Consider the following 25,926-nt stretch of genomic DNA (forward strand, 5'->3'; position numbering starts at 1 on the left):
GCATCATGAATCCGGTCATCGAACTACTGCAATCCCACCGCTCAATTCGCAAGTTCACAGAGCAGAAGATCCCCCGAGAGCTGTTCGCAGAGCTAATTCGTGCCGGCCAGAGCGCCGCTACCTCCAGCCATGTCCAGGCTTACTCCGTGATTCACGTCGTAAATCCGGATAACAGGCAGAAGATCGCAGCCTTAGCTGGTGGCCAGACCTACGTTGCCGAGAGCTCGGATTTCCTGATGTTCTGTGCCGACATGAAGCGATCCACAGAAGCAGCTGAAAGGGCGGGGGCAGAAGTGGTTCGCGGTATGACAGAGCAATTGCTGATTGCCAGTGTCGATACTGCACTCATGGCTCAGAACGTTGCCACTGCTGCCGAGTCCGAAGGCCTAGGGATTTGTTATATCGGCGGAATAAGGAACAACCCTGCCGAAATCAGTGAGATACTCCGCCTTCCAGAACACGTATACCCGGTGTTCGGGATGTGCCTTGGTTATCCCGACCAGAACCCGGAAGTGAAGCCCCGTTTGCCGGTAGAGACCATCCTCAAAGAAGACTATTATCAGGACGAACAGGATGAAGCTCAGGTTGCGCGCTTCGACGAGACCATGAAGAAGTATTATCTGGAGCGCACTGGCGGCAACAAGAATACGACCTGGTCAGAGCAACTCAAGCCCCTGTTTACCACCAAACTGCGGCCGCACATGAAAGACTTTCTGCAGGGAAAAGGGTTCAAAATGCAGTAGAAACCTCATCAGGAGCTAATCTTCTGCCAAAGCGTCAGCTCCGAAAAGCTGTGCTGAAACTTGTTGCGCGTCTCGCGGATAACAAATGGCAGGCTTCTGGATTCCAGTGCCAGAGTGAAATGCGGTGCCAGCATGTCACGCAGCCCGTCGAGGGTGGTGTAGTCTTCCCCGTCTTTCTCGAAGCCGCCCACCCATTTTTCCTTTGGCGTATAGTCTTCCAGCCAGGTGTAAGGTGAGGCAATCAGCAGTAGCCCGTTATCATTGAGTCGCTCGTGAATGCGGGTCAGAAAAAGGGAGGGATCATAGAGCCGGTCGATCAGATTACCGGCCAGAACCAGATCATACCCGGTGAATTCAGGATTCAGGTCACAGGCGTCCCCCTGATGGAAGGCCACTTTCCCGGCGGTATCTTCAAGGCCGAGTGACGCCAGAGTACGCTCCTGATAGCTCACCAGCGCCCCCTCTTCCGGGCGGGCGTAGCGAACCACCTTGTCTCGGGCCATCACCTGACATTGCTCGACGAACTTGCGGGAAAAATCAATACCGTCCACATGGGCAAATGCCCGCGCCAGCTCAAAAGTGGTACGCCCACAGGCACAGCCAATATCCAAAGCCCGCCCCAACGTGCGACCGTCCATGGCATCCAGCGCCACTTTTGCCAGCCCCTTCGGAAAATTGGCTTCACCGTGCCACTGTTCACCAAAGTGAAACTCCAGATACTGGGCCAGAGTAGTGTCGTCTTCGTAGTAGGCGCTTTGCTGCAAGATCGCTTCCTTCACATTAGTGGGCATGCATTACACGAATATCAGTACCCCACCCAATTTGAGATGGTTTGGGGTAGCACCGGCTTCAAGTGCTATCCTAGCATTATGAGCAACCATCCTGACTACTCACTACTCGAACTTGCCTCGGTTCGCGAAGGCGACTCCGTGGGCAATACGCTGGCGAACAGCGTGGCCTATGCCCAGCACGCTGAAAAGCTGGGTTTCAAACGATTTTGGCTGGCTGAACACCATAATATGGAGGGCATCAGCAGTTCTGCCACCTCGGTACTGATTGGCCATATTGCCGGTAAAACCCAAACCATTCGAGTTGGTTCCGGTGGTGTGATGCTGCCCAACCACCCACCTTTGGTGATTGCCGAGCAGTTCGGAACTCTGGAAAGCCTGTACCCCGGCCGTATCGATCTAGGCCTTGGTAGAGCCCCGGGCACAGATCCGATTACAGCTCGCGCCCTGCGCCGAAACGGTCTGGGTGCTGAACAGTTTCCGGAAGACGTAGCACAGTTGCAATCTTTGCTGGGACCTCTAAAGCCCGGTCAACCAGTCAAAGCCATTCCCGGCGCTGGCACCAAGGTGCCTATTTGGTTGCTCGGCTCCAGTCTTTACAGCGCCCAGCTAGCGGCCATGCGGGGATTACCCTATGCCTTTGCGGGGCACTTTGCTCCGCGACTTTACCGCGAAGCCCTAGCGGTGTATCGGGACAACTTCCAACCCTCCGAACAACTGCAACACCCCTACACCATTCTGGCGGTTCCCGCAGTGCCTGCTGACACAGTGGAAGAGGCAAGATACTTGGCAACCACCAGTTACCAGCGCATCCTCGCGCTTTTTCGTGGACAACCTCTGTGGATGAAGGCGCCCGTTGAGTCCATGGATGGGCTGTGGAATGCAGGTGAGCGGGCCGGAGTAAAAGATTTTCTGGCGCTTCAACTGCTCGGCGATGCCGCAGCTATCCGGAGCCAGCTTGACGAATTGCTATCGAGCGCAACGGTGGATGAGGTGATGTTCACAGTGGACATTCACGACCCGAAAAAGCGCCGCCATGCGCTCGATATACTTGATGAAACCCGCAGGGGTTAAGCCACTATGCAAAAAAACATCATCCACGTTTTTCTGTCTCACGGTCTTGAGAGCGGTCCTGGCGGCACAAAAATTCAGGCCCTGAAAGCGGTAGCTGAGTCTTTTGAACAGGTACAGGTCCACGCCATTGATCACCGCAGTAGCAAAGACCCGGAAGTTCGTCTTGCCCAAATGCACGATGCGATTTCTGCCAGTGGCGCGAGTCCAGACAAAATTATTCTTGCAGGCTCCAGCATGGGTGGCTGGGTCTGCGCCCAAACCAGTGCGCGGAGGGCCGTTCTCGGGTGCTTTCTGCTCGCACCTGCTTTGGCTATGCCTGACTACCCGCAATCCAGCCCTTGCATTCAGGCCAAACATATTCAGATTATCCACGGATGGGATGACGATGTTGTTCTGCCAATGCCAGTGATAGAGCTGGCCCGGCAACAGACGCTCCCTGTCCTGATGCTTCCCGATGGCCATCGCCTCGCAAACAGCCTTCAACGAATTACCGAAGAGTTCCGGGCCTTTCTGGCAAGGGTCGGCGTTAATTCAACAGGCGCTGCTCGAAAATAAACCAAATCGGTCAATTTCTTGCGAAAGTCGACAAGTTTTGCCAGTCTTTAGTAATGTAACAATAAATGTCCGAAAAAAAACGAACGGAGAAAACCCGATGAGTAGCATGAGTAAATTCAAGAAACTGGCCGGAATTTCAGCGTTCGCTTTCGCGGCTATGACCGCAGCAAACTCCGTGAATGCAGCCAACTGGCGTTATGCTCACGAAGAATATGAAGGCGACGTACAGGATGTATACGCGTACAAATTTAAGGAATATATCGAAGACAACTCCGATCACACCCTACAAATATATCGTTTTGGTGAACTCGGCGAGTCTGATGACATTATGGAACAAACCCAGGCGGGGATCCTGAACTTTGTAAACCAGTCACCCGGTTTCACAGGCGCCTTGATTCCTGAAGCGCAAATTTTCTTCATTCCTTATCTGATGCCCACCGACATAAACACGGTCATTGAGTTCTTCCGGGAAAGTAAGGCCATCAACGAAGACTTTCCGAAGCTCTATGCGGAAAACGGCCTTGAACTTCTGCAGATGTATCCGGAGGGCGAATTTGTTATCACCCTGGATGAGCCGGTCACTTCTCCAGAAGGCATGAAGAACAAGAAGATCCGGGTTATGACCAACCCGCTACTGTCAGAAACCTATTCCGCATTCGGCGCAACACCCACGCCGCTGCCCTGGGGTGAGGTTTACGGCGCACTTCAAACCAACATGATTAACGGTCAGGAAAACCCGATTTTCTGGATCGAATCCGGCGGACTGTATGAGGTATCCCCAAACTTGATCTATACCGGTCACGGTTGGTTCACTACGGCTGCCATGGCCAACAAGGACTTCTACGATGGCCTGCCTGAGAAAGACAAAAAGCTCATTCAAGACGCCGCAGATTACGCCTTCGAGAAAATCATCACACACATTGATGGTCTGGCAGACGAAGCGCTCGCAAAAATTCAAGCGGCCAGTGACGAGGTTACTGTAACGCGACTGAATGACGAGCAGATCAAAGCGTTCAAGGCACGGGCTCCACAGGTTGAGAAGAAGTTCATTGAGATGACTGGTCAGGGCGGTAAAGACCTGCTTAACCAGTTTAAGAAAGACCTAAAAGACGTGCAGAGCAACTAATACCAGTACTGCACTTCTTCCGTCCGCCGGTATCCACCGGCGGACGTTCCAATGAACTAACCCCGCCCCGCCAAGCCTCAATGTCCGGTCGGGAGCGACATGATCTGGAGCAGAACCCATGTCCGAAAACATCCCGGAGTTAGAAGACGACACCGCTACTTTTGAGTCCGGTCTGCCCGGGTTTTTGGGAACCATAGACGGGTGGATTGCCAATGCCGAGGCCGTGATTTTGGCTGCTGGCATCATCCTCATGGCTATCAACACCTGCGTTAACGTTGTTGCGCGTTTTGTATTTGGAGAGGGGTTCTTCTTCTCCGGTGAGATAAACCGCATCCTGATTATTCTGGTTACCTTTGCTGGCATTGGCTACGCCGCTCGCTACGGTAGGCACATACGTATGTCTGCCGTTTACGACGCGCTCCCTACCAAGGGCCGCAAAGTGCTTATGATTTTTATTGCCCTGTTCACGTCAGCGGTGATGTTCTTCCTCTGCTACCACTCGTACGGTTATATAGAAACACTGTATAGCCGGGGCCGTATTTTGCCTGCACTGGGGTTTGAAATCTGGTGGATTTATATCTGGGTTCCCGTGGGGTTCGCGGTGACCGGTATTCAATACCTCCTTACCGCCGTCAAGAACTTCACCAGTGAAGATGTTTATCTCTCAACCGGTGTTATCGATGGTTACGCAGATTCAGAATCGGAAGTCTGATCCGGTTTCGCTCCGGAAACGATAAAAAAAGGGCATACCTATGGCGACTATTTTAATGCTCATCATGATCGGGCTGCTACTGCTTGGCTTCCCGATGATGATCCCGCTAACGACCGCCGCTGTCGTTGGCTTTGTAATGATGTTCGACGGCTTTGGCCAGATGGGCACCTTCATTCAGCAGATGATGGGGGGGATTCGACCGGCCTCACTCATTGCAGTACCCATGTTTATTCTTGCCGCAGATATCATGACCCGCGGCCAATCCGCAGACCGACTCATCAACATGGTTATGGCCTTTATTGGCCATATAAAAGGTGGTCTGGCGATTAGTACCGCAACTTCCTGCACACTCTTCGGTGCAGTTTCGGGCTCCACTCAGGCAACCGTAGTGGCCGTAGGCTCGCCCTTGCGCCCAAAAATGCTCAAAGCTGGCTATTCCGATTCCTTTACACTGGCGCTTATCATCAACTCCAGTGACATTGCCTTCCTGATTCCGCCTAGCATCGGCATGATTATTTACGGGGTTATCTCACAAACCTCCATTGCGGAGCTGTTTATTGCGGGTGTTGGCCCCGGCATCCTAATTCTGTTTATGTTCTCGCTCTACTGCCTGTTTTACGCCTACAAAAACAACGTGCCCACAGAGCCCAAGGCAAGTTGGCGCGAACGCGCGCTCTCCGTGCGCGATGCCAGTTGGCCATTGTTTTTCCCGGTTATCATTGTTGGTGGTATTTACGGCGGTATTTTCAGCCCAACCGAAGCGGCTGCCGTTTGCGTTCTCTATGCCTTCTTATTGGAATTCATTGTTTTCCGCTCGCTAAAGCTTGGTGAGATTTACAAGATCGCCAAATCTACCGGCCTGATTACCGCTGTCGTATTCATTCTGGTGGCTGTAGGCAACGGCTTTTCCTGGATCATTTCCTTTGCGCAAATCCCTCAGGCCATTCTGGAGTCGGTGGGTGTAAACGAAGCGGGTCCGATAGGCGTACTGATCGCTATCTGTGTGGCCTTCTTCGTTGCCTGTATGTTTGTGGATCCGATCGTCGTCATTCTGGTACTGACGCCGATTTTCGCTCCTGCCATTCAGGCAACAGGGCTGGACCCGGTACTCGTGGGTGTACTCATAACTCTGCAGGTTGCAATCGGCTCGGCAACGCCGCCTTTCGGCTGCGATATATTCACCGCCATCGCGATCTTCAAACGGCCTTATCTGGAAGTTATCCGGGGTACGCCGCCGTTTATCATCATGCTGATCGTAGCGGCCGGTCTGATTATTGCGTTTCCGCAGATTGCCCTTTTCCTGCGTGATCTTGCCTTTGCAGACTAACGCGCACCCGGGTCTGGATTTTTAAGGAGAAAACCATGTTCAAACGGATACTGGTGGCGGTGGACGGCTCCAAGACGTCTCTTGGAGCTTTGGACAAGGCCATTGAACTGCAAAGGCTTATACCGGAGGCAGAGATTTTCATTCTCTGCGTGTATAAGCACCACAGCCTGTTTGAAGCATCACTGTCCATCGGCAGGCCCGATGACATGGACATTCCGGATAAGGTGTTATCAGAGTACGCCAAAGAGGTGGTCAATCACGCCAAGGAGATGGCGAAGGATCATGGCGCAACCCATGTTCGCGGCTTTGTAAAAGCCGGGCGCCCCTCCAAGGTGATTATAAAATTGGCTCAAGACAAAGAAGCTGATCTAATTGTTGTCGGCACCCGAGGCACCCACAGCGACAAAGACGGGATGTTTCTCGGCAGTGTTTCGCACCGTGTCGCCGCGCACGCCAAATGCCCGGTACTGGTGGTTTAGGCCGTATTTTTCTAGCCGGATCAGCCCTACGCTGGCCGGCTAGAGTTCAGAGAACACCTCAACACTATCTCTCCCGCCTGTTTTCGCTCGGTAGAGCATTTGGTCTGCAAGCCGCAACAGTTGCCGAGGTTTATCGGTACTACCCGGCCATGAAGCAACACCAACGGAAATGGTGAGGTAGCCCAGATTTTGCCCTTCATAGACAACCGGCTCATTTCGCACGGCCTCACGCAGCTGTTCAGCGCGCTCTCTGGCACCTGCTAAATCGGAGGCAGGCAGAATGACAACGAACTCCTCGCCACCATAGCGGCAAACAACATCGCTGCCACGAAAACGAGACTCTAAAAGCGAAGCAAAGGTTTGCAATGCCACGTCACCGGCCTCATGGCCATGGGTGTCATTGAAACGCTTGAAGTAATCGATATCCAATAACAACAGTGACAGAGGCGAATTCTTGCGCAAAGCCACGGAGGCTTCGTGCTCAAATAGTTGATCGAAATATCGACGGTTTTTAAGCCCCGTTAAAGCATCCTCATAGGAGTAACGCTGTAAATCTTCCCTGAGCGAAATACCCGAGAGCGTGACGCCAATACGCTCCGCTACCAACTTGATTGAGGATATTAGTCTTGCTGCGCCATCGTCCGTGCTCGCGGAACTGTTGATGCTGTCGGCTTCCAGAAGCAACAAGCCTTCCGGCGTGGTTTCGTGGCTCATGAACTCTACATTGATGGAGAAGCACACCAACCCCTGACAGGTTTTGCAGGCCGCCTCCGCTTCTTCAACCGTGCTGGCCAGCTGCCGAACCGGAGCTGGAAACCTGTCGAGCGTCGCCAGTTCCAATTCCAACTTAGGAGGCACACCGTTGTACCCCCATTGAGCAAGCCGCACGTAACCGCCGCTGTCCGTTCGTCGATATATCATGCCTTTAATGGGATCACAGAGGCGAGGCATGGCTTCAGTGAGCAGCTGAAATGCCTGATCGAGGCTCACACAGGTCTGCAGTTCCGCAATAACCGCTGCAAACACTCGGCTTTTCTCATTTTCGAATGCCAACAAGCTGGCCCTTGCCTGCTCTCGCTGCAAAAGTGCTTCAGCCTTTGCGGTTCGCTCGGCCACCTGTTGCTCTAGCGTCACCGTCAATTCATGTAAGGCCCTCTGGGTCATCGCATAATATCGTAGCGAAATGGTCACAACGGCCAAGGTAAAAACCAGCAAACCATAGCTCACGGGCACCTGCCCCCAAGGTAGAACCCCGTGGGCCACAGCCATATCAACAACCAAAAGCGCACTAAAAACACCGGACGCCAGCACAAGAACCTGTTGTTCTCTGGTCATTGTCCCAATATGGGGCACTGTGATGAATGTCATCAAACATAGGGATAGCAGGAACAAAGCATCAAAAGGAGGGAAAGTGGACGACAGGTCTATAACACCTGCCAAAGCCAAACTGATCGCACCAACCGCATAAACGAGATGTAGTTGCCAAATCCAGCTAATCGCCCGGAGCCGCTGATCCGCCAGCCATTGTTCAAACATCAGCCACAGCGCTACGGGCAGGAGATAGTAGCTTCCAGCGGCCAAATAATCCCAAAGCAGCGGAGCAGGAACAACGAGCAGGCTAGCCTGGCTTTCGGCAAGAAGCATAACCGAGGAAGCCAGTGCGAACAGGGCAATGCTGGAAAAGGTTTTTCTGCCTCCCTGAAGCAGCGATAACATCAGAGCAAGCAAGGCCACCAGTAGCGTAAACCCGGCAACGAATAAGGCTTCCAGAGAGTTCTTGAGCACATAAAGAACAAGCTCGGAGTGATCCATCACACTGATTTCGCCCCAGAGACCAATATCCGTATAATTAGAAAACACTCGGAAATATAACGGTGTGTTCTCGTAACCCTCCGGCAGCACAATCTCATGCCAGGGCCAACCTTCAAATTCGCCACGTCCATCTTTGTCGAAAGTGCCGTACTGATAGATCTTTTCACCATTCAGCCAAACCTGAACAATCAGATCGACGCTGAGAATATATAGAACAGGATTTTGCCAGTCACCGGCCGGAAGCGTTACCCGGTACCACACTTGGTCGCGGCCATTGCGGCCGGGCGGATTAGAAGGGAAATCAATAGCCTGCCATTGCTCGGGTTGCTGCGCAACCGACCAGTCTGGTACGCCTGAGTCCTTGTAAGGAAGGTCTCCCCAGCGGTATTCCCAGCCTTCAGTCACGGGCTGTGGTGCTGCAACAGCAGCAGATTCAAACCCGCAAAGAGCACCGAGCAAGATAATCAGGATTTTCAAAAAGTGTGCGGGCATTGACACTAGAGTCCTGCCGTTATGAACTACACTCGAAAGTATAGAACATCAATGCCTCTACGTGTACAAACCAAAGACAGTTGGAAGTACAAAAAACTCAAACAGCAGGGTCGGATGGCGACCCTGCACATTCAAATGCGGGAACCCGGCATCAAAGACCGGATTTCAGTTTTTCCCAGTACTTGGCGTATACCTGCAAAGCTTCGTCACCAATATCGGCCTGAAACTCAGCGTTAACCATATCTTCTGGCTTAGGGTAACTGGCTCGATCCCCGGCGACTTCATCACCCAAAAGCTCTCTTGCTGACAACACCGGCGTAGCGTAACCAATATCTTCGCTGATCAACGCCGCGATTTCCGGCTGCAGCACAAAGCTGATGAACTGGTGCGCAGCCTCCGGGTTCTTAGCGTTCTTGGGAATCACAAAGCTGTCCAACCAGGCGATAACGCCCTCTTTCGGATATACATATTCCAGCGCCTCCATGCTGTCCTTACCCATAACAGCCTCGCCGTTCCAGATCATGCCCACATCAGCCTCTCCCTCTAGGAACGGCATACGGGGCGCATCTGAGTTAAAGGTGCGCACAGAGGGCATTAATTCGGTCAGCTTTTCATAAGCCTCTTCAATTTGTTGCGGGTCAGTGCTGTTGCCTGAGTACCCCAGAACGCGCAGGCCCATGTGAAACACTTCGCGCATATCGTTGGTCAGGTTCACCCGCCCCTTGAAGCGCTCATCCCAAAGATCTTCCCAAGCTGTCACTGGCTCACCTTCAATATCGGCAGTATCGACACCAATGCCCGTCGTTCCCCACAAATAGGGCACGCTATACTGGTTTTCAGGATCGATATTCAGGCCGGTGAGTTCGGGGTCGAGCTGGTCAAAGCCACTGATTTTGCTGTGATCTATAGGCAAAAGCAGGCCTTCATTACGCATTTTGCTCACATAATAGGTCGATGGCACCGCTAGATCGTAAGCGGCGCTTTCATCTAGCAGTTTTAGCCGGGCATACATGGCTTCGTTACTGTCGTAGGTGGTGTAGACCACCTTGACGCCGGTTTCTTCCTCAAAGCGGGTCAGCACTTCCTGCGGCATGTACTCTGACCAATTATACAAGTTCAGTACCTGCGGATCGTCAGAACTGCAGCCTGTCAGACCCAAGGCCAACAGGCCAGCCAGTGCGAGTTTTTTCATTGTTTGCTCCTTGAGAGAATCCATTGCGACAACATCAGCATGACCAGTGAGAACACCAGTAGCAGAGTGCCAAGTGCATTTACTTCGGGTTTGAGCCCCACACGCACCATGGAGTAGATGCGCAGAGGAAGAATTTCGTAACTGGGGCCACTCACAAACGTGCTCACTACCACGTCGTCCATGGAGAGCGTGAAGCCGAGCAGCCAGCCGGCCATCAACGCCGGCATAATAACGGGTATCAGAACCGTTCGGGTCATGGTGAAATCGCTGGCACCGAGATCCCGAGCTGCTTCCGGCAAACGTTCATCGAAACCGCTAAGTCGGGCCATAACGGTAATCACGACAAACGGTAAGCAGAAGGTTACATGAGCCAGTAGCAGCGATACGTAACCAAGCTTCAAGCCCAGCAACAGGAACAGGCCGAGCAGTGAAATGGCCAACACTATTTCAGGCGACATCATCACCACAAAGAGCATGCCATTCAGCACTTTTTTGCCACGAAAGCGGTAACGGTGCAAAGCCAAAGCCGTGAGCGCGCCAATACAGGTAGACACCGTAGCTGCTGTCAGCGCCAGCCAAAGCGAGTTCCACATGGCCTGCACCATGGCGTGGTTGTTGAATAGTGATTCGTACCAGCGCAGGCTGAAGCCGCCCCAATTGTACCCGGTGCGCGAGTCATTAAAAGAAAACACAATCAACACCGCAATCGGCACGTACAGCAGCAAGTACACGAGCGCCAAATAACTACGGGCAAGCCAACGCATTAAGCATCCTCCTCGCCCAAGCGTCGCTTACTCAGCCGGTGCGCGAACATCAACAAAGCCATGGTGAGGGTCAATACGATGCTGGCAGCCGCGCCGAACGGCCAGTTACGGGCATCCAAAAACTGGTTTTTGATTACGTTACCCACTAGCAAATTGCGTGAGCCACCCAGAATATCGGGCACAAAAAATAGCCCCATGGCAGGCAGCAATACCAGCATAACGCCTGCCAGTACACCCGGCAGCGTCAAGGGTACAATTATATTTTTAAACGTTGCCAAGCGGCCCGCGCCCAAATCGTGAGAGGCGAGCAGAACATCTTGCCGCAAATCCTCAAACACAGAGTACAGAGGCAGAATCATAAAGGGCAAAAGCAGATACACCAGCCCCACAATAACTGCGCCTTCGGTGTACAAAAGCTGCGCTGGCTCATCGAGCACGCCTAGGGATATAAGTGCACTGTTGAGCAGCCCATTGGTGGCCAAAATTAATTTCAGGGCGTAAGTACGTACCAACGAGTTGGTCCAGAAAGGCACAATCAGCAGGAAGATCAGCAGCATCTGTCGGCGTTTGTCCACTCGCGACAAAGCCCAAGCAAAGGGATAACCAATCAACAGGCAAATCAGTGTGGTTATGGCAGCCATATACAAGGAGTGAAGGAACACCTCCAGATACAGCGGATTGAACAGTTGCCGGTAAGCGTCCAGATTTAAGGGCAAGGAGATAAAGGTGGATGGATCCCGCGTCATCACACTCGCGCCGACCACCAGCATATTGGGCGCCAGCACGAGGAACAGAAGCCACCCCCACACCAGCACCAGAACAGCCGCCCTGAACGGCTGCTGCTTAATGCTCAGCATCATCGGCAGCCAGCTCCTCTTCGTCGGTCAACGGTTCGTCGCCCTCTTCCGCCAACAACCATTCCCAACCATCTACCCAGCTAACGCGCACCCGCTCGCCAATGCTGTAGTCGAATGCCGGGTCGTCCTCGTCAAAGAATTCACTGGCCATCACATGGCTGCCGTCTTCCAGCTCAATAACCGAATCCAGAGTGCTGCCCTTGTAGTTACGCTCTACAATGTGGCCTGCCACGCCCTCGGTATCATCCGGCGCAAGTACCCGGATATCCTCCGGGCGTAACAAAACGTGTAAGGACTGATTCATCGCAACGCGGAATGGAGGCTTGCTTAGATCACGGTTCAGGCCGAACACATCCACACTGATGCGTTCCCCCTCAATGCTGGTCACTCGGCCGGGGAAAAAATTGGTCTGGCCCACAAAGCGTGCGGTAAAGACATTTGCCGGGCGCTCGTATACTTCGCGGGGCGTGCCGAGCTGCTGTATGCGGCCATCTTTGAGCACCACAATACGATCAGACATCGACAGCGCTTCTTCCTGATCGTGGGTTACAAATACGAAGGTTATACCCAGCTCTCGCTGTAGCCGTTTGAGCTCTACCTGCATGGTACGGCGCAATTTGTAGTCCAGTGCAGACAAAGGCTCGTCCAATAGCAGCATTTTGGGGCGCTTTACCACAGCGCGGGCAATCGCAACCCGTTGCTGTTGGCCGCCAGATAGCTGGTGCGGTTTGCGTTTGGCAAAATCCTCCAACTGAACCATGGCGAGGGCTTCTTCAACCCGCTCCTGTATGTCGGCTTTCGGCCGCTTTTCCATTTTCAGGCCATAGGCCACATTGTCGAAAACCGACATATGGGGAAATAGCGCATAGTTCTGGAAAACCGTGTTGAGCGGTCGCTTCTCCGGCGGGGTTTGAGTGATATCAACCCCGGAAAGCGTAACCGTGCCTTTATCCGGTAACTCAAAACCAGCCATCATGCGCAGCAGCGTGGTTTTACCACAGCCGGACGGCCCCAAAAGGGTAATAAACTCGCCATCATCAATGGTGAGGCTAAGCTCATCCAATACGGTTTTTTCGTCAAACTGCTTGCTGATACCGCTCAGCGATAGGAGTGTTTCAGTCATCAACCCTACCCAAAATAAAGTAAGTGAGCCTCTGAAAAAGCCCCTGTTGCGGCGTATTTTTCCAGAAAGCGGGCGATATAAAAAGCATCGTGCAGAATTTAGGCAGGAAAATGCGAGAGTAGGCCCGCAATGCAAGCACCCTGACCACCGGAGTAGTCAGGGTGTACGTGCAAGATCAGTCTGTAGCAATACTGTTTAGATAGGCTTTATCTGAAATATTGGTCCACTGGCGAACCTGCTTTAAATAATCGCGCTGGGAATTAATGATGTCTTTTGCCAAATCATCTTTACCCGCTTCCTGAGCCAGCAACTTGTTGGTGGCGTCGCGCATCGCGTCGATTACTTCCGGCGGGAAGGTTTTGTGGGTCACGTTCGGATAGTCTTCCTTCATGCGATCCCAGGCTACACCGCTTTCGTGGGTGGTCTGAATGTACATATCGTATGCGGCGGTCCGCATGGCAATACGCAGAATCGCCTGCAAATCTTTAGGCAACTTGTTCCATGTTTTATCGTTAATCAGGAACTGTACTTCAGCGCCTGGCTCCTGCCAGCCCGAGTAGTAGTATTTTGCGATTTGGTGAAAGCCCATGGGAAAGTCGAGAGCCGGGCCTACCCATTCAACTGCATCCACTGTGCCGCGCTCAAGTGCTGTGTATAGCTCGCCGGGAGGCAGGTTGGTAACAGCAACACCCAGCTCAGCCATAACCTCGCCCGCAAATCCGGGGGTGCGCATTTTCAGGCCTTTGAGGTCCGCTACGGAATTGATTTCTTTGTTGAACCAACCGCCCATCTGGTTGCCGGTATTACCGCCAGGGAAAGACAGCAAACCAAACGGCTCGTAAACCTTCTGCATCAACTCCATGCCTTGGTCGTGGTAGAACCAGGCATACATTTCCGGAGCAATCATGCCGAAGGGTACTGTGGTGAAGTACATGGCGTTCGGAATGGTGCCCTTATAGTAATAAGACGCTGTATGGCCCATGTCGTACTGGCCATTGCGCACCAAATCAAAAATACCGAAAGGCGCTTTGTGTTTGTTGGAGCTGTCGATACGGATTTTCAGGCGACCGCCTGACATTTCTTCAGCCATCTTGGCCATATTCTCGGTAGTCTCACCAAGAATCGGGGAGTTAGGGCCCCAGGTTTGGGCGAGTCGCAGCGTGAAGTTATCTGCCGCTACGCCAAGTGAACTAACAGACAGTAGCAGTGCAACTGCCGCTACCCTGAACAGGCGAGTCATCATCGTTAACACCATTTATCGTTTTGTTTTATCGGGTTTTGTTTGCCAGACGTTAGCCGTGCCAGCCTGCGTCAGATCTTAAACTGGTTCACCAGATCCCGCAAACTTTCACCCAACCGGGCAAGTTCAAGGCTGGCTTCGTTAGTTTGGCTAACACCCGTCTCACTGCGCTGCGCTGCATCAACAATCCGTATCACGTTCTGGTTTATTTCCTCAGCTACCTGACTCTGCTGCTCGGCAGCTGTGGCAATTTGGATAACCTGATCGTGAATTTGCCCTACAGATTTCTCAATAGTGGTCAGCGCTCCCGTGGCGTGGTTAATGCGCTCGACGGTTTCGGATGAGCGGTCCCGGGACCGATTCATTCGCTCCACGGCAGAGCGTGACTCGTTTACAAAGCCGTCAATCATTTCCCGAATCTGATCTGCAGATTCCGCACTGCGCTTCGCGAGCTGGCGCACTTCATCGGCAACCACAGAGAAGCCACGGCCGTGATCACCGGCCCGCGCCGCTTCTATCGCGGCATTCAACGCGAGAAGATTCGTCTGCTCAGTAACGGCCTGTATAACGCTCAGCACCTGCTGAATATCGTCTGATTTTTCAGCCAACGCGTTGATACTGTTGGCACTCTCCTGAATCTCCTCAGACAGCATGTTCACCGCGCTCTGGGCACCGGCAATGGTTTCTCCCCCCTCTCGGGCCATGCGGTCGGCATCCGAGGCTGCACCCTCAACTTCGCTGGCGTTACCGGAAATTTGCTGGATTGTTGCTGCCATTTCGTTAATCGCCGAGGCAATTTGGTCGGTCTCCGAGCCTTGCTCTTGCACCGATGCTCGAGTCTCGTTGGCAACACGGCTCAATTCTTCGGCCGCGGAGGCCACCTGATGCGTTGTTGCACCGACTTCCTGAATGGTTGTCTGGATTTTGACAACAAACGCATTAAAGCGACGGCCCAGTTCCGACAACTCATCATTGCCATCTTCTGGCAGCCGCTGGCGCAAATCACCATCGCCATCGGCAATTTCCTGCATCATATCGCTCACGTTTCTCAGTGGTCGAGACACGGTTCTTCCCACCAATACCCCAATAACCAGCGAGGCCGCCACTACCACGACAGTGACCATCAAAACAAAGCCTAGGGTCGAAACGACCTTTTCCTCGATTTCTACGCGTGCGGCAGCAACCTGACTGTCAATATCCGTTACATAGACACCCGTTCCGACCATCCAGTCCCAATCAGGAATAATCGTGGAATAAGAGATTTTTGGTTCCTCGTTGCCCGACGCAGGGTTCATCCAGTCGTAGCCGTAATAACCTCCAGATTCACCAGCATCGAATAAATCTCCCACCAATCGTTTTAGCGTAGGGTTGTTGGTCGGGCCCTCTTTGGAAGGGTCGGGGGCGTAAGCGAGGTTGTAGGCATCACGGGTGTAAGCAAAAACATAGTTTGTCTTCTCATACCGGATCGAGCGAAGGCGGGAGGCGGCCTCAGCTTTCGCCTCGGCCTCAGAGAGAGATGCATTATTCTTTGCTTCCAGAACCACGGCTTCTGCAGCATCAATAAGGTTCTTCAAACCCGCTTTTCTAGCATCAAGGAGACTTGATTCCAGCCGCTTTAACTCAGCCTCTCCACTTGCTCGAATCTCGCTGACAGAAATCCAGGAAACTGTGGCTGCAGTAGCCAAAACGGGTATTAGCACAGCAAGAAGTAGGCGGGTTCGAATGCGCAGAGAGTTTATGAAATTCATTGACCGGATCCTAATTATGAATTCTTATTCACCTATTATCGACCAAACCTGCGACATCTTGAATAAGACCTAACGACGGGCTTATAAAAAGTCTGGAGCAATACCTGAAAATACTGTGTTCGGCATCATGATACTGCGTGCCTGACCCGCCCAGCCCAAGCAGACCAGGAGTAGATTCCCAGCGCTATCCAGATCATCACAAAGCTCGTTAGCTTTTCCGGGCTTAGGGGCTCATTAAATACTAGCAGTGCGATCAGGAACTGAATGGTCGGGTTGATGTACATGAGGAAGCCAACGGTAGAAAGCCGCAACCTGCGGGCCGCACCAGCGAATGCGAGTAGGGGAACCGCTGTAACTACGCCACTGGATAGCAGTAAAAGTGTGGTCGCAGCGCTCGTACCGAAGTGGGAAACCCCGGCATAGCTCAGGGCCGAAAGTGCAAGAATACCAACCGGAAGCAGTAGAAGGGTTTCTACGAATAAACCGGAAAGCCCGTCTAGAGCTACTTGTTTGCGGAGCAGGCCGTAGGTGCCGAAGCTGAACGCCAAAGCCAGAGTTATCCAGGGCACCACACCGAGCAGGAACAGCTGATAAAGAATCGCGATGGTTGCCAGCGCCACCGCCACAATCTGCAGCCGCGAAATGCTCTCTTTCAGCACCAGCATACCCAACCCGACGTTTACCAGAGGCGTGAGAAAGTAGCCAAGGCTGGCCTGCAACACCTGCCGGCTTTCGACAGCATAGATGTACACACCCCAATTCAGTGCAATGAGCACGGCACAACCGAGCACAACCCCCAGCTTGGATGGGTGCGCCAACGCCGCTCTTACCGGCTGCCAGCGTTTCAAAAAGGTAACAATAATTGCGAGAAACACACAGGACCAAAGCACCCGGTGAACCACCACTTCCCAGGCAGGCACACCTTCAAACAACGCAAAATACAACGGAAAACAGCCCCACATTGTGTAGGCAGACAAACCGTATAGAACGCCTTTGTTGGATTCCGGCAGAGCCATTAAATAGCTTCCTCATTAAGCTGTGACAAAGAATTTAGCACACCCTATGGGTTACGCACCTGGGCAATATGTCTTAATCTGGCCAAACACTCATAACAGTATGGAGAGCCTGCCATGAAAACAGCTCAAGATTTTGTTGCGGAAGCAAAGAAACACATTCAGGAAGTACCTCTGGATAAAGCCGATAGCGCTATTCAGGCTGCAGACTTGCTGTTGGATGTTCGCGATAGCGACGAATATCGACAGAGCCATATTCCACAGGCCACGAATATTTCCCGGGGGCTGCTTGAGTTCAAGTTCAGCAACGATCCGGCACTGGCAGACCGGAGCATGAAAATCGTGCTGTATTGCAAAAATTCAGGCCGCTCAGCATTGAGCGCAAAAGCCCTTCAAGACATGGGATACCTGCACGTGCAATCCATTGAAGGGGGGTTTGATGCTTGGCAGGAAGCAGGCAAGCCAATAGCCAAACGGGAACTGCCATCCTTCGATTAATCGTTGTTATACTGGGCAAATAGCCTCAAAGAACTGACGCCAATGACTACCGGTAAAAATGAGCACAATATTCCAGTCCGGAGTCTTGGCTCAGAGCCTGAAAAGCCTGCAGGTGATGCGGGGCTCAAAACGATTCTCGATAATCTGGATGCCATGGTCTATGTGGCTGATTTCAAGACTCACGAGCTGCTATACATGAATGCGTTTGGGTACAACATTCTGGGCGACTTTCAACAGGGGCAGAAGTGCTGGCAGGTTCTTCAAGACGCTGATAGTCCTTGCAGCTTCTGCACAAATCACCTGCTGCTTGACAGCTCCGGCAACGCCACCGGGGTTCATGTTTGGGAGTTCCAGAACACCGTAAACAAGCGCTGGTACCAATGTCGCGATCAAGCTATAACCTGGACCGACGGGCGTCTCGTTCGCCTTGAAATCGCCACAGACATTACTGACCGCAAAAACATGGAAATAGCCCTGCTGAGAGCGCAAGAGCGGGCTGAAGCAACATCCCTTCAAGACGAGCTCACACAGCTAAACAACCGCCGAGCATTTTTCCAGCTTGGCGGGCAGTTCCTAAAACACGCAAAACGGCGCAACACATCCATCGCAGCAATCATGTTTGACTTGGATCACTTCAAACTGATCAACGACACCTACGGCCACGAAGCCGGGGATGCCGTTCTCAGGGAAGTGGGTAGGTTGCTCCTAGCCGAAGTGCGAGACTCGGATATCGCCGCGCGCATTGGAGGCGAAGAATTTGCTGTGCTACTGCCAGAGTCTTCTCAGGAGCACGCCATGGAACTCGCTGAGCGGCTACGCAACACTCTTGACGGCCTCAAGGTAAGGTACAAGCAGACGATGCTACGCCCAACCGCAAGCTTCGGTGTTGCCATGCTGTCGCCGGACGATGACCGGCTCGAGTCATTGCTATCACGAGCCGATGAAGCCATGTATCTATCCAAGGCCGACGGTCGAAACCGCGTGCACCTTTTCCCGCAGTTCTAAACCAAGCGCAAATCAAAGCCTGAGAGAACCGAAGGGTTAGCTACAAAGGGGCAGTGCGAGAATGTTTGAACTCACCCATCTGTCTATGGGCTAGGGCCGACGCGTAACCGCCATGGTCAGGCGGGAAATACAGGTGGTTTTACCCTCTTCGTTCGTCATACGAATCTCCCACACTTGGGTAGAGCTGCCGATATGAAGGGGTTTGGCGGTTCCGTATACCCAGCCCTTGGTGACGGGGCGTATGTGGTTGGCGTTAATTTCCAGCCCTACCGCAACAGTGGCCGGGTCTTTCAGGCAACAGTTTGCTGCCATGCTGCCAAGCGTTTCCGCTAGAACCACTGATGAGCCACCATGGAGAATGCCAAACGGCTGAACCGTGCGCTCATCTACGGGAATTCGGCCTGTTACGTAGTCATCCCCAATTTCGGTGTACTCAATACCCATGTGGGAAACGGCCGTATTTGCACTGGCTTTCGCCAACTGCTCAAGATCCGGTGTACGGGTCCAGATTGCCATACTGATAGAACTCTCTAGCTGGTTGGATGAATTGTCCCCGTCGCCCTATTGGCTAAAGTGACATGTAGCGGGCCGTATACTCGCTGATAAGCGAGTCCAAGCGGCCTAAACTGAGTAGTGTATACAAGCGGTCGGCAATTCGCTCACGCAGTTCAAACGTATTGCAAGGCGATTTTTTGGAAAACGTATAGAACAGCCCTTCTGTGCTGACGGGGACATCCAAATCGACAAACTCGTCTGCCAACCCCAAGCGTTGAAGCTTCACTTGCCCTTGCAACCGCTCATACAAAACGTAATCAACACGCCCGGCAAGCGCCATTTCAAAGGATTGTTCGATTGTCCGCACTCCAACTATATCCAAACTCTCTTGGGCAAAGCTGTCAAACTCTTGCCCAAAGCTGTTATTGATTAGTGTACCTCCGTGCTTACCCTGTAGATCCGACCAATGGCGATACTCGAAAACTCTATCTTTAGGCACCCAAACGGATACCGTAAGTTGGGTAAACGGCGGCAACAGATAATCCATATATCGGGTGCGCTCGGGGGTGATGAAAGCCCCAGCAATCATATCCAGCTCGCCATATCTGGCATGGCGCTGAACTCGAGCCCACGAGCCAAGGCTCTTAACCTCAAGCTTCACCCCAAGGGGCTCAAGTATCTCCGCCAGCAATGCCGTGGCAACGCCGGTAAGCGCCCCCGGCTCTCGGGAGTCTTCCCAAAGCAGTGGTGGATACTCGGGGTTGCCGCTCACCGTTAGCGTTTTGCAGTCACGCTCTTCCGTCAATCCCGGTTTGCACAACACCATTGCTGCCAGCAGCAAGATAGAAAGTCTGGCAGAGACGCCGAGCGAATGTTTTATATGAGCTAACACGTTAGCGAGCATCCTGTTCTCGGGTTTTCAGCCACAAATTGACGCCGGAACTATCGCTGTACCCGGCGTACCATCTCAAACGAGTGAGTGTAATTATCTGTATACTTCAATATCAGATCTTCGTACAGGCCTTCTACTTTACTCAGTATAGACGCTCTCAAATCCGTGCACCCTCTGCCTACGTAAAAAGACTCATGTTATAGCGGTTGAATTCACACGCTAGCAGCACAAGACAAAGGAACAAGCCAGATAAAAACAGGTGACTCTCATTTTTTTCACAATGAAAAGGACAGGCACTATGAAGATCCTAATGGTACTTACCTCACACGACCAGATGGGCGACACCGGGCACAAGACCGGCTTCTGGCTGGAAGAGTTTACCGCGCCCTATTACGTATTCCGCGACGCCGGCGCAGACATCACCATCGCATCGCCGAAAGGTGGAAAACCTCCCATCGATCCTAACAGCGAAGCCGATGAAGCGCTGACCGATACCACCCGCCGCTTTCAGGCAGATGCCCACGCCAGGGAATCCCTCGCTAGCACAAAGAAACTGAGCGATGTGCAGATGAACGAGTTTGATGCGGTCTTCTATCCCGGTGGTCACGGCCCCCTATGGGATTTGGTCAACGATGACAAATCCATCGCTCTGCTCAAGGCCGCTTATGAACAAGACAAAGTCATTGGTGCTGTATGCCATGCACCAGCGGTGTTCAAAAATGTTGAGATTAAGCCGGGTCAAAATCTTGTTGGCGGTCGGCAGGTAACCGGTTTTAGCAACAGCGAAGAAGAGGCAGCTGGCCTCACCGCTGTGGTGCCTTTTCTGTTGGAAGACATGCTGAAAGAAAACACAGCAACCTACTCCAAAGGCGACGACTGGGCGCCGCATATTGTTGTGGACGGCAAGCTGATTACCGGCCAAAACCCGGCCTCGTCCGAGGGTGCGGCCAAAGCGGTAGTGCAAACCCTCCAGCAAGACTGACAGCGCGATAGCTGCGACCCCGGCTTGGCCCCTTGCTTGGCCGGGGCATTTTTGCTGCCACGATCTCCGGCAATTAAGCACCAACATTCGCCAGTCTGTGCTAACGTTTTGAAGAATATCTCAAAAGGCTGGCTTTTTTCATGAGTAATCCAAAACACACCCTTTTCTGGATGACGCTCTTCCTCGCGGTAGTCGCAGTGGTTGGCGTACTGATCCACAAACCTCTGGCCTCCGCTTTTATGGCCAACTGGGTTTTCAACCTGCTGATTGTTGGCGTGTTGCTTATCGGCATCGGCCTCACCTATCGTCAGGTATTTATCCTGTTTCCGGAACTGCGCTGGGTTTCCCAGTTCCGCACCGGCCACTCCGGCCTTTCGGTATTGCAAGAACCCCGTCTGCTCAAACCTCTGGCCCGGCAGTTAGGTGAAGAATCCAAGCGAGACCGCTTCACGCTTTCTACCATGTCGCTTCGTACCGTTCTGGATGGCATTCATTCAAGAATGGATGAGCAGCGGGAGATCACCCGTTATTTTATCAGCCTGTTGGTTTTTCTCGGGCTCCTAGGCACCTTCTGGGGCTTGCTCGGTACCATCAATGCGGTAGGTGAAGTGATTACCAATCTGGACATGGGCCAAGGCGATTTCGGCAAGGTATTCGCAGATCTCCAAGCCGGGCTGCTAACGCCGCTACAAGGCATGGGCACCGCGTTCAGCTCATCTCTGTTTGGCCTTGGTGGGTCGCTAATACTCGGCTTTCTCGATATTCAGGCTGGCCACGCCCAGAACCGCTTCTACGATGGGCTGGAAGAATGGCTTACCGGTGTAACCAACCTGTTAGACCCATTCACCAGCAATGAACCCCAGCCATGATCGGTTCCAGACGCCGAAGCCGTAGCACTATCAATGTGTGGCCAGGGTACGTAGACGCACTCTCGGCCCTGTTGATGCTGGTGATATTCATGCTGCTGGTTTACGTGGTGAGCCAGCTTTACCTTTCCCAAACGCTATCGGACCGCAATTCCGAATTGGCCCGCCTGAACCAGCGTTTAAGTGAAATATCACAACTACTGGGGCTGGAACAGAGCAAAACCGAGGCGCTGGAGCAGCAAATGCTCACGGTTCAAAGCAACTTCAGCGACAGCCAAGCTGAAAACGAAGACCTGAAAGACCGGCTGGACGCTACCCGCAATCAGCTTATGCAGCAAACCGCCGATGCCGAAGCCCGCGCAGAAAGGCTGGCAAACATGAATCAAGAGCTGGACGACAAGGAGGAGCTCTCCGTTAGCCAGCAGAACATGATCCTGCGGCTATCCAACCAAATTGCATCGCTTCAGAACCAACTGCGCCAGATAACCGCCGCCCTTAAACTGCAGCAGGAAATGACTGCAGATAAAGAAGGTGAGCTGGAAAAAGTCAGCCAACGCTTGAATACCCTGCTGGCTGAGCGCGTCAACCAGCTGGAACAGTACCAATCGGAATTCTTCTCGCGGCTGCGGAATATTCTGGCGGCCAATGAAAACATTCGGGTGGTCGGCGACCGCTTTCTGCTGCCTTCGGAGCTACTGTTTGCATCCGGCTCCGCCCGACTGGGGGTAGAAGGGAAGCGCGAACTTGATAAACTCGCCGGCGTTCTGCTTGAAGTGGTCGAAACCATACCGGCGGATCTCGACTGGATTCTGCGTATTGATGGCCACACTGACCTAATACCCATCAACACGCCGCAGTTTCCCTCCAACTGGGAACTTTCAACCGCCCGAGCGGTGGCCGTTGTTCGCTACCTGTCAGATCAAAGCGTGCCACAAAATCGAATGGTTGCGGCAGGATTTGGCGAATTCTTCCCGGTTGCGGAGGGCACTACTCCAGAGGCTTTACAGAAAAATCGACGCATCGAAATCAAGTTGACGGACCGCTAATTCAGACCATGCTCCAGAAGCGCATTCACGGTCGTAGTATAGGGGGCGTCAATTCCGAGCTCATTGGAGCGGCGAAGCACTGCCCCGGCGATGCCATCCAGCTCAAGAGGGCGGCCCTTTTCCTTATCGACCAACATGGATGTTTTGATTGCGTTGAAGCTGCTGATCAGTGCGAACATCTCGTCAACATCGGCTTTGCCAAGCTCCACGCCGTCGGCCTTTGCGGCTGCGGCGGCCTCCGCCATCATGCCCTGCACGATCTGGCTGAGCCGGGGATGTCGGGTCAGGCTTTGCGTATCCAACCCGGTGAGGGCAGAGATCGGATTGACCCCATTGTTGATCACCAGCTTACGCCACAATTCAGAGCGAATGTTATCCGACACGATTGACGGAATGCCAGCCTTCTCAAATGCGGTTTGCAGAATTTCCAGAAGCGGGCGACGGGCGTCCTGCTCATCCGGAACCACCGGCCACTCGCCCATAATAATCTGCGCGACGCCTTCCGCTTCAACAACGCCGGGCCCAACGATATGGCCACCGATGCGCACAGCTAGGCCACCAAGAACACGGCTCTCGCCAAGCCTTTTGGCAATCAAAGGTTCGTTATCCACCCCGTTTTGCAACGACAGAACAGGCACATCACTTTGTGCCAGCCAGGGGCCCAGCTCATCCAGCACAGCCTTTGTGGCGGTGGACTTTAACGCAATGGCAACAACATCAAAGTCCCCGGGCTGGTAATCCTGCATCAACGTAGCATGATCAACTGCGGGAACCCGACACTCTATCTGACGATTCTCGTAATGAACCAGTAGGCCCTTTTTCTTCAGGGCCACAAGGTGTGCACCACGGGCCGTAAGAACAACCCGGTGGCCGGCTTCAGCCAACCTTGCCCCATAATAACCCCCAACTCCGCCTGCGCCGATCATGAGCACACTGAGCATGTGAAGAGTCCCCGTTGCCAGTTTGCGGTCATTAAACACCATCATAGCCTGCAGGGTGGCCAAGGAGCCAAATGCAACCTGGCATCCCTCTGCCGGATATGCGCCAGCGTTCGCCCCACCCCAAAACCCGATAACGACTCCAATGCCCCACTGAAAAACAAAAGCCCCCCAGAAACACCAGCAAGTTGAGCGCGGTGCTGGCTCGGCCAGTCAGACTTCTGTCAAAGTGACCTGACACCAAAGAAAATAATGTGGCGGACGCGGAGCCCAGGAATCCCATTACAGCCATGAATAGAGGCAGTACAGCTACGTGCCAGCCAGATGCCATGGTCGCAACCATGCCCATAAACAGCTGCCTCCAGCAGCCAGGCTACCGGTGTGGTTGCAGCCAGCGGCGAATGGCACAAATATACTCAAAGCAACTTTTCGCGTCTGTGTCGCTGGCGCTACTTCAAGCTCTATCATTGCCACTCCATCTATTCTAGGGTGCTTTATTTCATATATACCTGCGGGGTACTGCCAGCATCGGCCGGCATTAGGTGCTTGATCAGCAAGTGCTGCCGGCCGACATGATAGCCGACGGCCTGACCCGCCTTGACGGTATCAAGAAGCTGCTCGCTGGTACTGACTGCTATTTGATGTATATCGTGAATGTCCTGATTCAGCTGATGTACGGTCTGGTTTTGCTGCTCACTGGCCGCGGCAATCTGTTGATTCAGACCATTGCTCTCAGAAATGCCCGCTACGATATTCTGAAGCTCTTCGGTGCTGGCAGACACCTGTTCGACACTGACTGCGGACTGACGCTTGCTCTTTTCGGTGGACTCGACCACCCGCCGGGACCCTTCCTGCAAGGCGTTGATCATCTCTTGAATCTCGTCGGTGGATTCCTGCGTCCGTTGCGCGAGTGAGCGAACCTCATCTGCCACCACAGCAAACCCTCGACCACTGTCTCCGGCACGTGCGGCTTCGATGGCAGCGTTCAGGGCCAGCAGGTTGGTTTGCTCCGCAATGGCGACGATTACATCCAGTATCCGGCCTATGGACTGGCTATTCCTATCCAGCTCCTCCACGATCTGGCCGGACTCTTCCAGCTCCTGCGCCAGTGCACGAATGCTGTTTCGGGCAGCGGCTGCCGAACGAGCACTCTCTTCTCCGGATGCCCTGTTCCGTGCACTGAGACTGGCGGCCTGCTCGGTGTTCTCTGAAACCTCCCGAATGCTTGCACTGAATTCTTCGATGGATGTGGCCACTGTGGACAGTGCCAACAGCTGCTTTTCAGAGGCGTCTGTGCTCACCTGCAACAAGCGGTTGGCCTGCAGGACATTGTCCTCAATCTGCCCGCTGCTATCGCGGATTCTGGTCGCCATGACCTCCAGCCGCACTTCCACCAGCCGCATGGCAATTTCGATCTGACCAACCAGACCGGCATCGCCGGTATAAACCAGTTGCTTGATCGGATGGCTGACGATTTTGCGACACCGATGGTACAGCCGGTTCAGCGGGCGGTTGAGGCAGTACAGAGAGCCAAACGAAACGGCACCACCCAAGGCAAAAAAGATAGCAGACAGGCCAGTCTGGCCGAACATCCCCGCAACTAGCGAAGGAGTGAGGCAAAGCGTACCAACAAGCCATTGCTGGGTGGCTGGCCCTGGCAGGGGGACTCTCAGCGCCAAGGGCTGCTTGCCCATGCTGCGAGCCCGATAAACCTGCTCGGTACGTTGTATGACATCAATATCAGGTATCCGGTAAATGGCCTGATACTCAAGCACCGTGCCTTCTGTGTCCGTAATGGGGCTGACAAACGCATCGAGCCACCAATCCGATCCATCGGCCTTGCGATTACAGAGCATACCCATCCAGGATTCACCCCGGCCAATGGTATCCCACAAATCCTTGAGCGGACCCTTGGGCATTTTGGGGTGTCTCAACTTCCTGAACGAGCCTGCTTTCAGCTCGTCTTCCAGGAAGCCACTGAGTGCACAAAATGCCCTGCTCGCGTAGGTGATTTCACCTTCGCTGTCGGTCAATCCCAGTAGCTGAGCCTGCTCATGGGGGTACTCCGGGACCGTTTCAAATCGGGACATCCTGTTTAACCTCCGAAATGGAATAAGGGACCGCAAGCAACACCACACAGGCCTCTGTGTAACCCGATA

25 protein-coding genes are annotated in these 25,926 nt (G+C 53.2%); 12 read left to right on the top strand and 13 right to left on the bottom strand.

From position 1 onward, the window contains the following. Positions 1-5: 5 nt before the first annotated feature. Positions 6-743, top strand: a complete 738-nt coding sequence (gene nfsA, locus FE845_RS07800) for an oxygen-insensitive NADPH nitroreductase (protein ID WP_200363169.1) — start codon at positions 6-8, stop codon at positions 741-743. An 8-nt stretch (positions 744-751) separates the two neighbouring features. On the opposite strand, the gene FE845_RS07805 is transcribed toward nfsA, so the two are convergent. Continuing rightward, positions 752-1,507 carry a putative 4-mercaptohistidine N1-methyltransferase gene (locus tag FE845_RS07805; protein ID WP_227714185.1) on the bottom strand — a complete coding sequence of 252 codons (756 nt, stop codon included), beginning with the start codon at positions 1,505-1,507 and terminating at the stop codon, positions 752-754. 105 nt (positions 1,508-1,612) lie between these two features. Here FE845_RS07805 and FE845_RS07810 point away from each other — a divergent pair, with 105 nt between their 5' ends. The 6 genes from FE845_RS07810 to FE845_RS07835 all read left to right on the top strand — a co-directional run bounded on the left by FE845_RS07810 (position 1,613) and on the right by FE845_RS07835 (position 6,804). After that, the gene (locus FE845_RS07810) at positions 1,613-2,605 is read left to right on the top strand and encodes an LLM class flavin-dependent oxidoreductase (protein WP_200363173.1); all 993 of its coding nucleotides are present in this window, start codon (positions 1,613-1,615) and stop codon (positions 2,603-2,605) included. A 6-nt stretch (positions 2,606-2,611) separates the two neighbouring features. Further along, positions 2,612-3,160, top strand: a complete 549-nt coding sequence (locus FE845_RS07815; RefSeq protein WP_200363176.1) for a YqiA/YcfP family alpha/beta fold hydrolase — start codon at positions 2,612-2,614, stop codon at positions 3,158-3,160. A gap of 97 nt (positions 3,161-3,257) precedes the next feature. After that, a complete protein-coding gene (dctP, locus tag FE845_RS07820; RefSeq protein ID WP_200363178.1) occupies positions 3,258-4,286 on the top strand; it encodes a TRAP transporter substrate-binding protein DctP in 1,029 nt (342 codons plus the stop codon). Between the two features lie 118 nt (positions 4,287-4,404). Then, complete coding sequence (locus FE845_RS07825; protein WP_200363180.1) at positions 4,405-4,998, top strand: TRAP transporter small permease; 594 nt, start codon at positions 4,405-4,407, stop codon at positions 4,996-4,998. Between the two features lie 40 nt (positions 4,999-5,038). Beyond that, a complete protein-coding gene (locus FE845_RS07830) occupies positions 5,039-6,325 on the top strand; it encodes a TRAP transporter large permease (RefSeq protein WP_200363182.1) in 1,287 nt (428 codons plus the stop codon). Positions 6,326-6,360: 35 nt separating this feature from the next. Further along, the gene (locus FE845_RS07835; RefSeq protein ID WP_200363184.1) at positions 6,361-6,804 is read left to right on the top strand and encodes a universal stress protein; all 444 of its coding nucleotides are present in this window, start codon (positions 6,361-6,363) and stop codon (positions 6,802-6,804) included. A gap of 39 nt (positions 6,805-6,843) precedes the next feature. On the opposite strand, the gene FE845_RS07840 is transcribed toward FE845_RS07835, so the two are convergent. The 8 genes from FE845_RS07840 to rarD all read right to left on the bottom strand — a co-directional run bounded on the left by FE845_RS07840 (position 6,844) and on the right by rarD (position 17,048). After that, positions 6,844-9,108, bottom strand: a complete 2,265-nt coding sequence (locus FE845_RS07840) for a GGDEF domain-containing protein (protein WP_200363186.1) — start codon at positions 9,106-9,108, stop codon at positions 6,844-6,846. A gap of 151 nt (positions 9,109-9,259) precedes the next feature. Continuing rightward, positions 9,260-10,300, bottom strand: a complete 1,041-nt coding sequence (locus tag FE845_RS07845; protein ID WP_200363188.1) for an extracellular solute-binding protein — start codon at positions 10,298-10,300, stop codon at positions 9,260-9,262. Continuing rightward, a complete protein-coding gene (gene potC, locus FE845_RS07850; protein ID WP_200363190.1) occupies positions 10,297-11,064 on the bottom strand; it encodes a spermidine/putrescine ABC transporter permease PotC in 768 nt (255 codons plus the stop codon). The genes FE845_RS07845 and potC overlap by 4 nt, the downstream gene beginning before the upstream one ends. Then, complete coding sequence (gene potB, locus FE845_RS07855) at positions 11,064-11,924, bottom strand: spermidine/putrescine ABC transporter permease PotB (RefSeq protein ID WP_200363192.1); 861 nt, start codon at positions 11,922-11,924, stop codon at positions 11,064-11,066. The genes potC and potB overlap by 1 nt, the downstream gene beginning before the upstream one ends. Beyond that, complete coding sequence (potA, locus tag FE845_RS07860; protein WP_200363194.1) at positions 11,908-13,044, bottom strand: spermidine/putrescine ABC transporter ATP-binding protein PotA; 1,137 nt, start codon at positions 13,042-13,044, stop codon at positions 11,908-11,910. Before potA ends, potB begins: the two co-directional genes overlap by 17 nt. 175 nt (positions 13,045-13,219) lie before the next feature. After that, entirely contained in the window at positions 13,220-14,287 is a 1,068-nt protein-coding gene (locus FE845_RS07865) for a TRAP transporter substrate-binding protein (RefSeq protein WP_227714186.1), read from the bottom strand. A 68-nt stretch (positions 14,288-14,355) separates the two neighbouring features. Then, entirely contained in the window at positions 14,356-16,032 is a 1,677-nt protein-coding gene (locus tag FE845_RS07870; RefSeq protein ID WP_200363196.1) for a methyl-accepting chemotaxis protein, read from the bottom strand. Positions 16,033-16,157: 125 nt separating this feature from the next. Next, complete coding sequence (gene rarD, locus FE845_RS07875; protein ID WP_200363199.1) at positions 16,158-17,048, bottom strand: EamA family transporter RarD; 891 nt, start codon at positions 17,046-17,048, stop codon at positions 16,158-16,160. Between the two features lie 114 nt (positions 17,049-17,162). On the opposite strand from rarD, the gene FE845_RS07880 reads away from it, so the two are divergent. Next, complete coding sequence (locus FE845_RS07880; RefSeq protein WP_200363201.1) at positions 17,163-17,543, top strand: rhodanese-like domain-containing protein; 381 nt, start codon at positions 17,163-17,165, stop codon at positions 17,541-17,543. Between the two features lie 42 nt (positions 17,544-17,585). Beyond that, positions 17,586-18,548, top strand: a complete 963-nt coding sequence (locus FE845_RS07885) for a sensor domain-containing diguanylate cyclase (RefSeq protein ID WP_200363203.1) — start codon at positions 17,586-17,588, stop codon at positions 18,546-18,548. Positions 18,549-18,638: 90 nt separating this feature from the next. On the opposite strand, the gene FE845_RS07890 is transcribed toward FE845_RS07885, so the two are convergent. Then, a complete protein-coding gene (locus tag FE845_RS07890; RefSeq protein ID WP_200363205.1) occupies positions 18,639-19,064 on the bottom strand; it encodes a hotdog fold thioesterase in 426 nt (141 codons plus the stop codon). Between the two features lie 52 nt (positions 19,065-19,116). Next, the gene (locus FE845_RS07895) at positions 19,117-19,935 is read right to left on the bottom strand and encodes a substrate-binding periplasmic protein (RefSeq protein WP_320159674.1); all 819 of its coding nucleotides are present in this window, start codon (positions 19,933-19,935) and stop codon (positions 19,117-19,119) included. A 298-nt stretch (positions 19,936-20,233) separates the two neighbouring features. Between FE845_RS07895 and FE845_RS07900 the strand changes: the two genes are divergently transcribed. The 3 genes from FE845_RS07900 to FE845_RS07910 all read left to right on the top strand — a co-directional run bounded on the left by FE845_RS07900 (position 20,234) and on the right by FE845_RS07910 (position 22,829). Then, positions 20,234-20,917: a type 1 glutamine amidotransferase domain-containing protein gene (locus FE845_RS07900; RefSeq protein ID WP_200363207.1), complete on the top strand. Its 684-nt coding sequence runs from the start codon at positions 20,234-20,236 to the stop codon at positions 20,915-20,917. 140 nt (positions 20,918-21,057) lie between these two features. Next, complete coding sequence (locus FE845_RS07905) at positions 21,058-21,786, top strand: MotA/TolQ/ExbB proton channel family protein (protein ID WP_200363209.1); 729 nt, start codon at positions 21,058-21,060, stop codon at positions 21,784-21,786. Beyond that, entirely contained in the window at positions 21,783-22,829 is a 1,047-nt protein-coding gene (locus FE845_RS07910; protein WP_200363211.1) for a peptidoglycan -binding protein, read from the top strand. The genes FE845_RS07905 and FE845_RS07910 overlap by 4 nt, the downstream gene beginning before the upstream one ends. Here the strand turns inward: FE845_RS07910 and FE845_RS07915 are convergent. Together FE845_RS07915 and FE845_RS07920 are read right to left on the bottom strand one after the other, a co-directional pair. Further along, complete coding sequence (locus FE845_RS07915) at positions 22,826-23,833, bottom strand: ketopantoate reductase family protein (protein WP_227714187.1); 1,008 nt, start codon at positions 23,831-23,833, stop codon at positions 22,826-22,828. The two genes, FE845_RS07910 and FE845_RS07915, sit on opposite strands and share 4 nt — an antisense overlap. A 428-nt stretch (positions 23,834-24,261) precedes the next feature. After that, positions 24,262-25,857, bottom strand: coding sequence for a methyl-accepting chemotaxis protein (locus FE845_RS07920; protein WP_200363213.1), 1,596 nt, complete (start codon positions 25,855-25,857; stop codon positions 24,262-24,264). Positions 25,858-25,926 lie beyond the last annotated feature (69 nt).

The organism is Marinobacter sp. 1-4A, from assembly GCF_016597725.1.
Taxonomy (GTDB): domain Bacteria; phylum Pseudomonadota; class Gammaproteobacteria; order Pseudomonadales; family Oleiphilaceae; genus Marinobacter.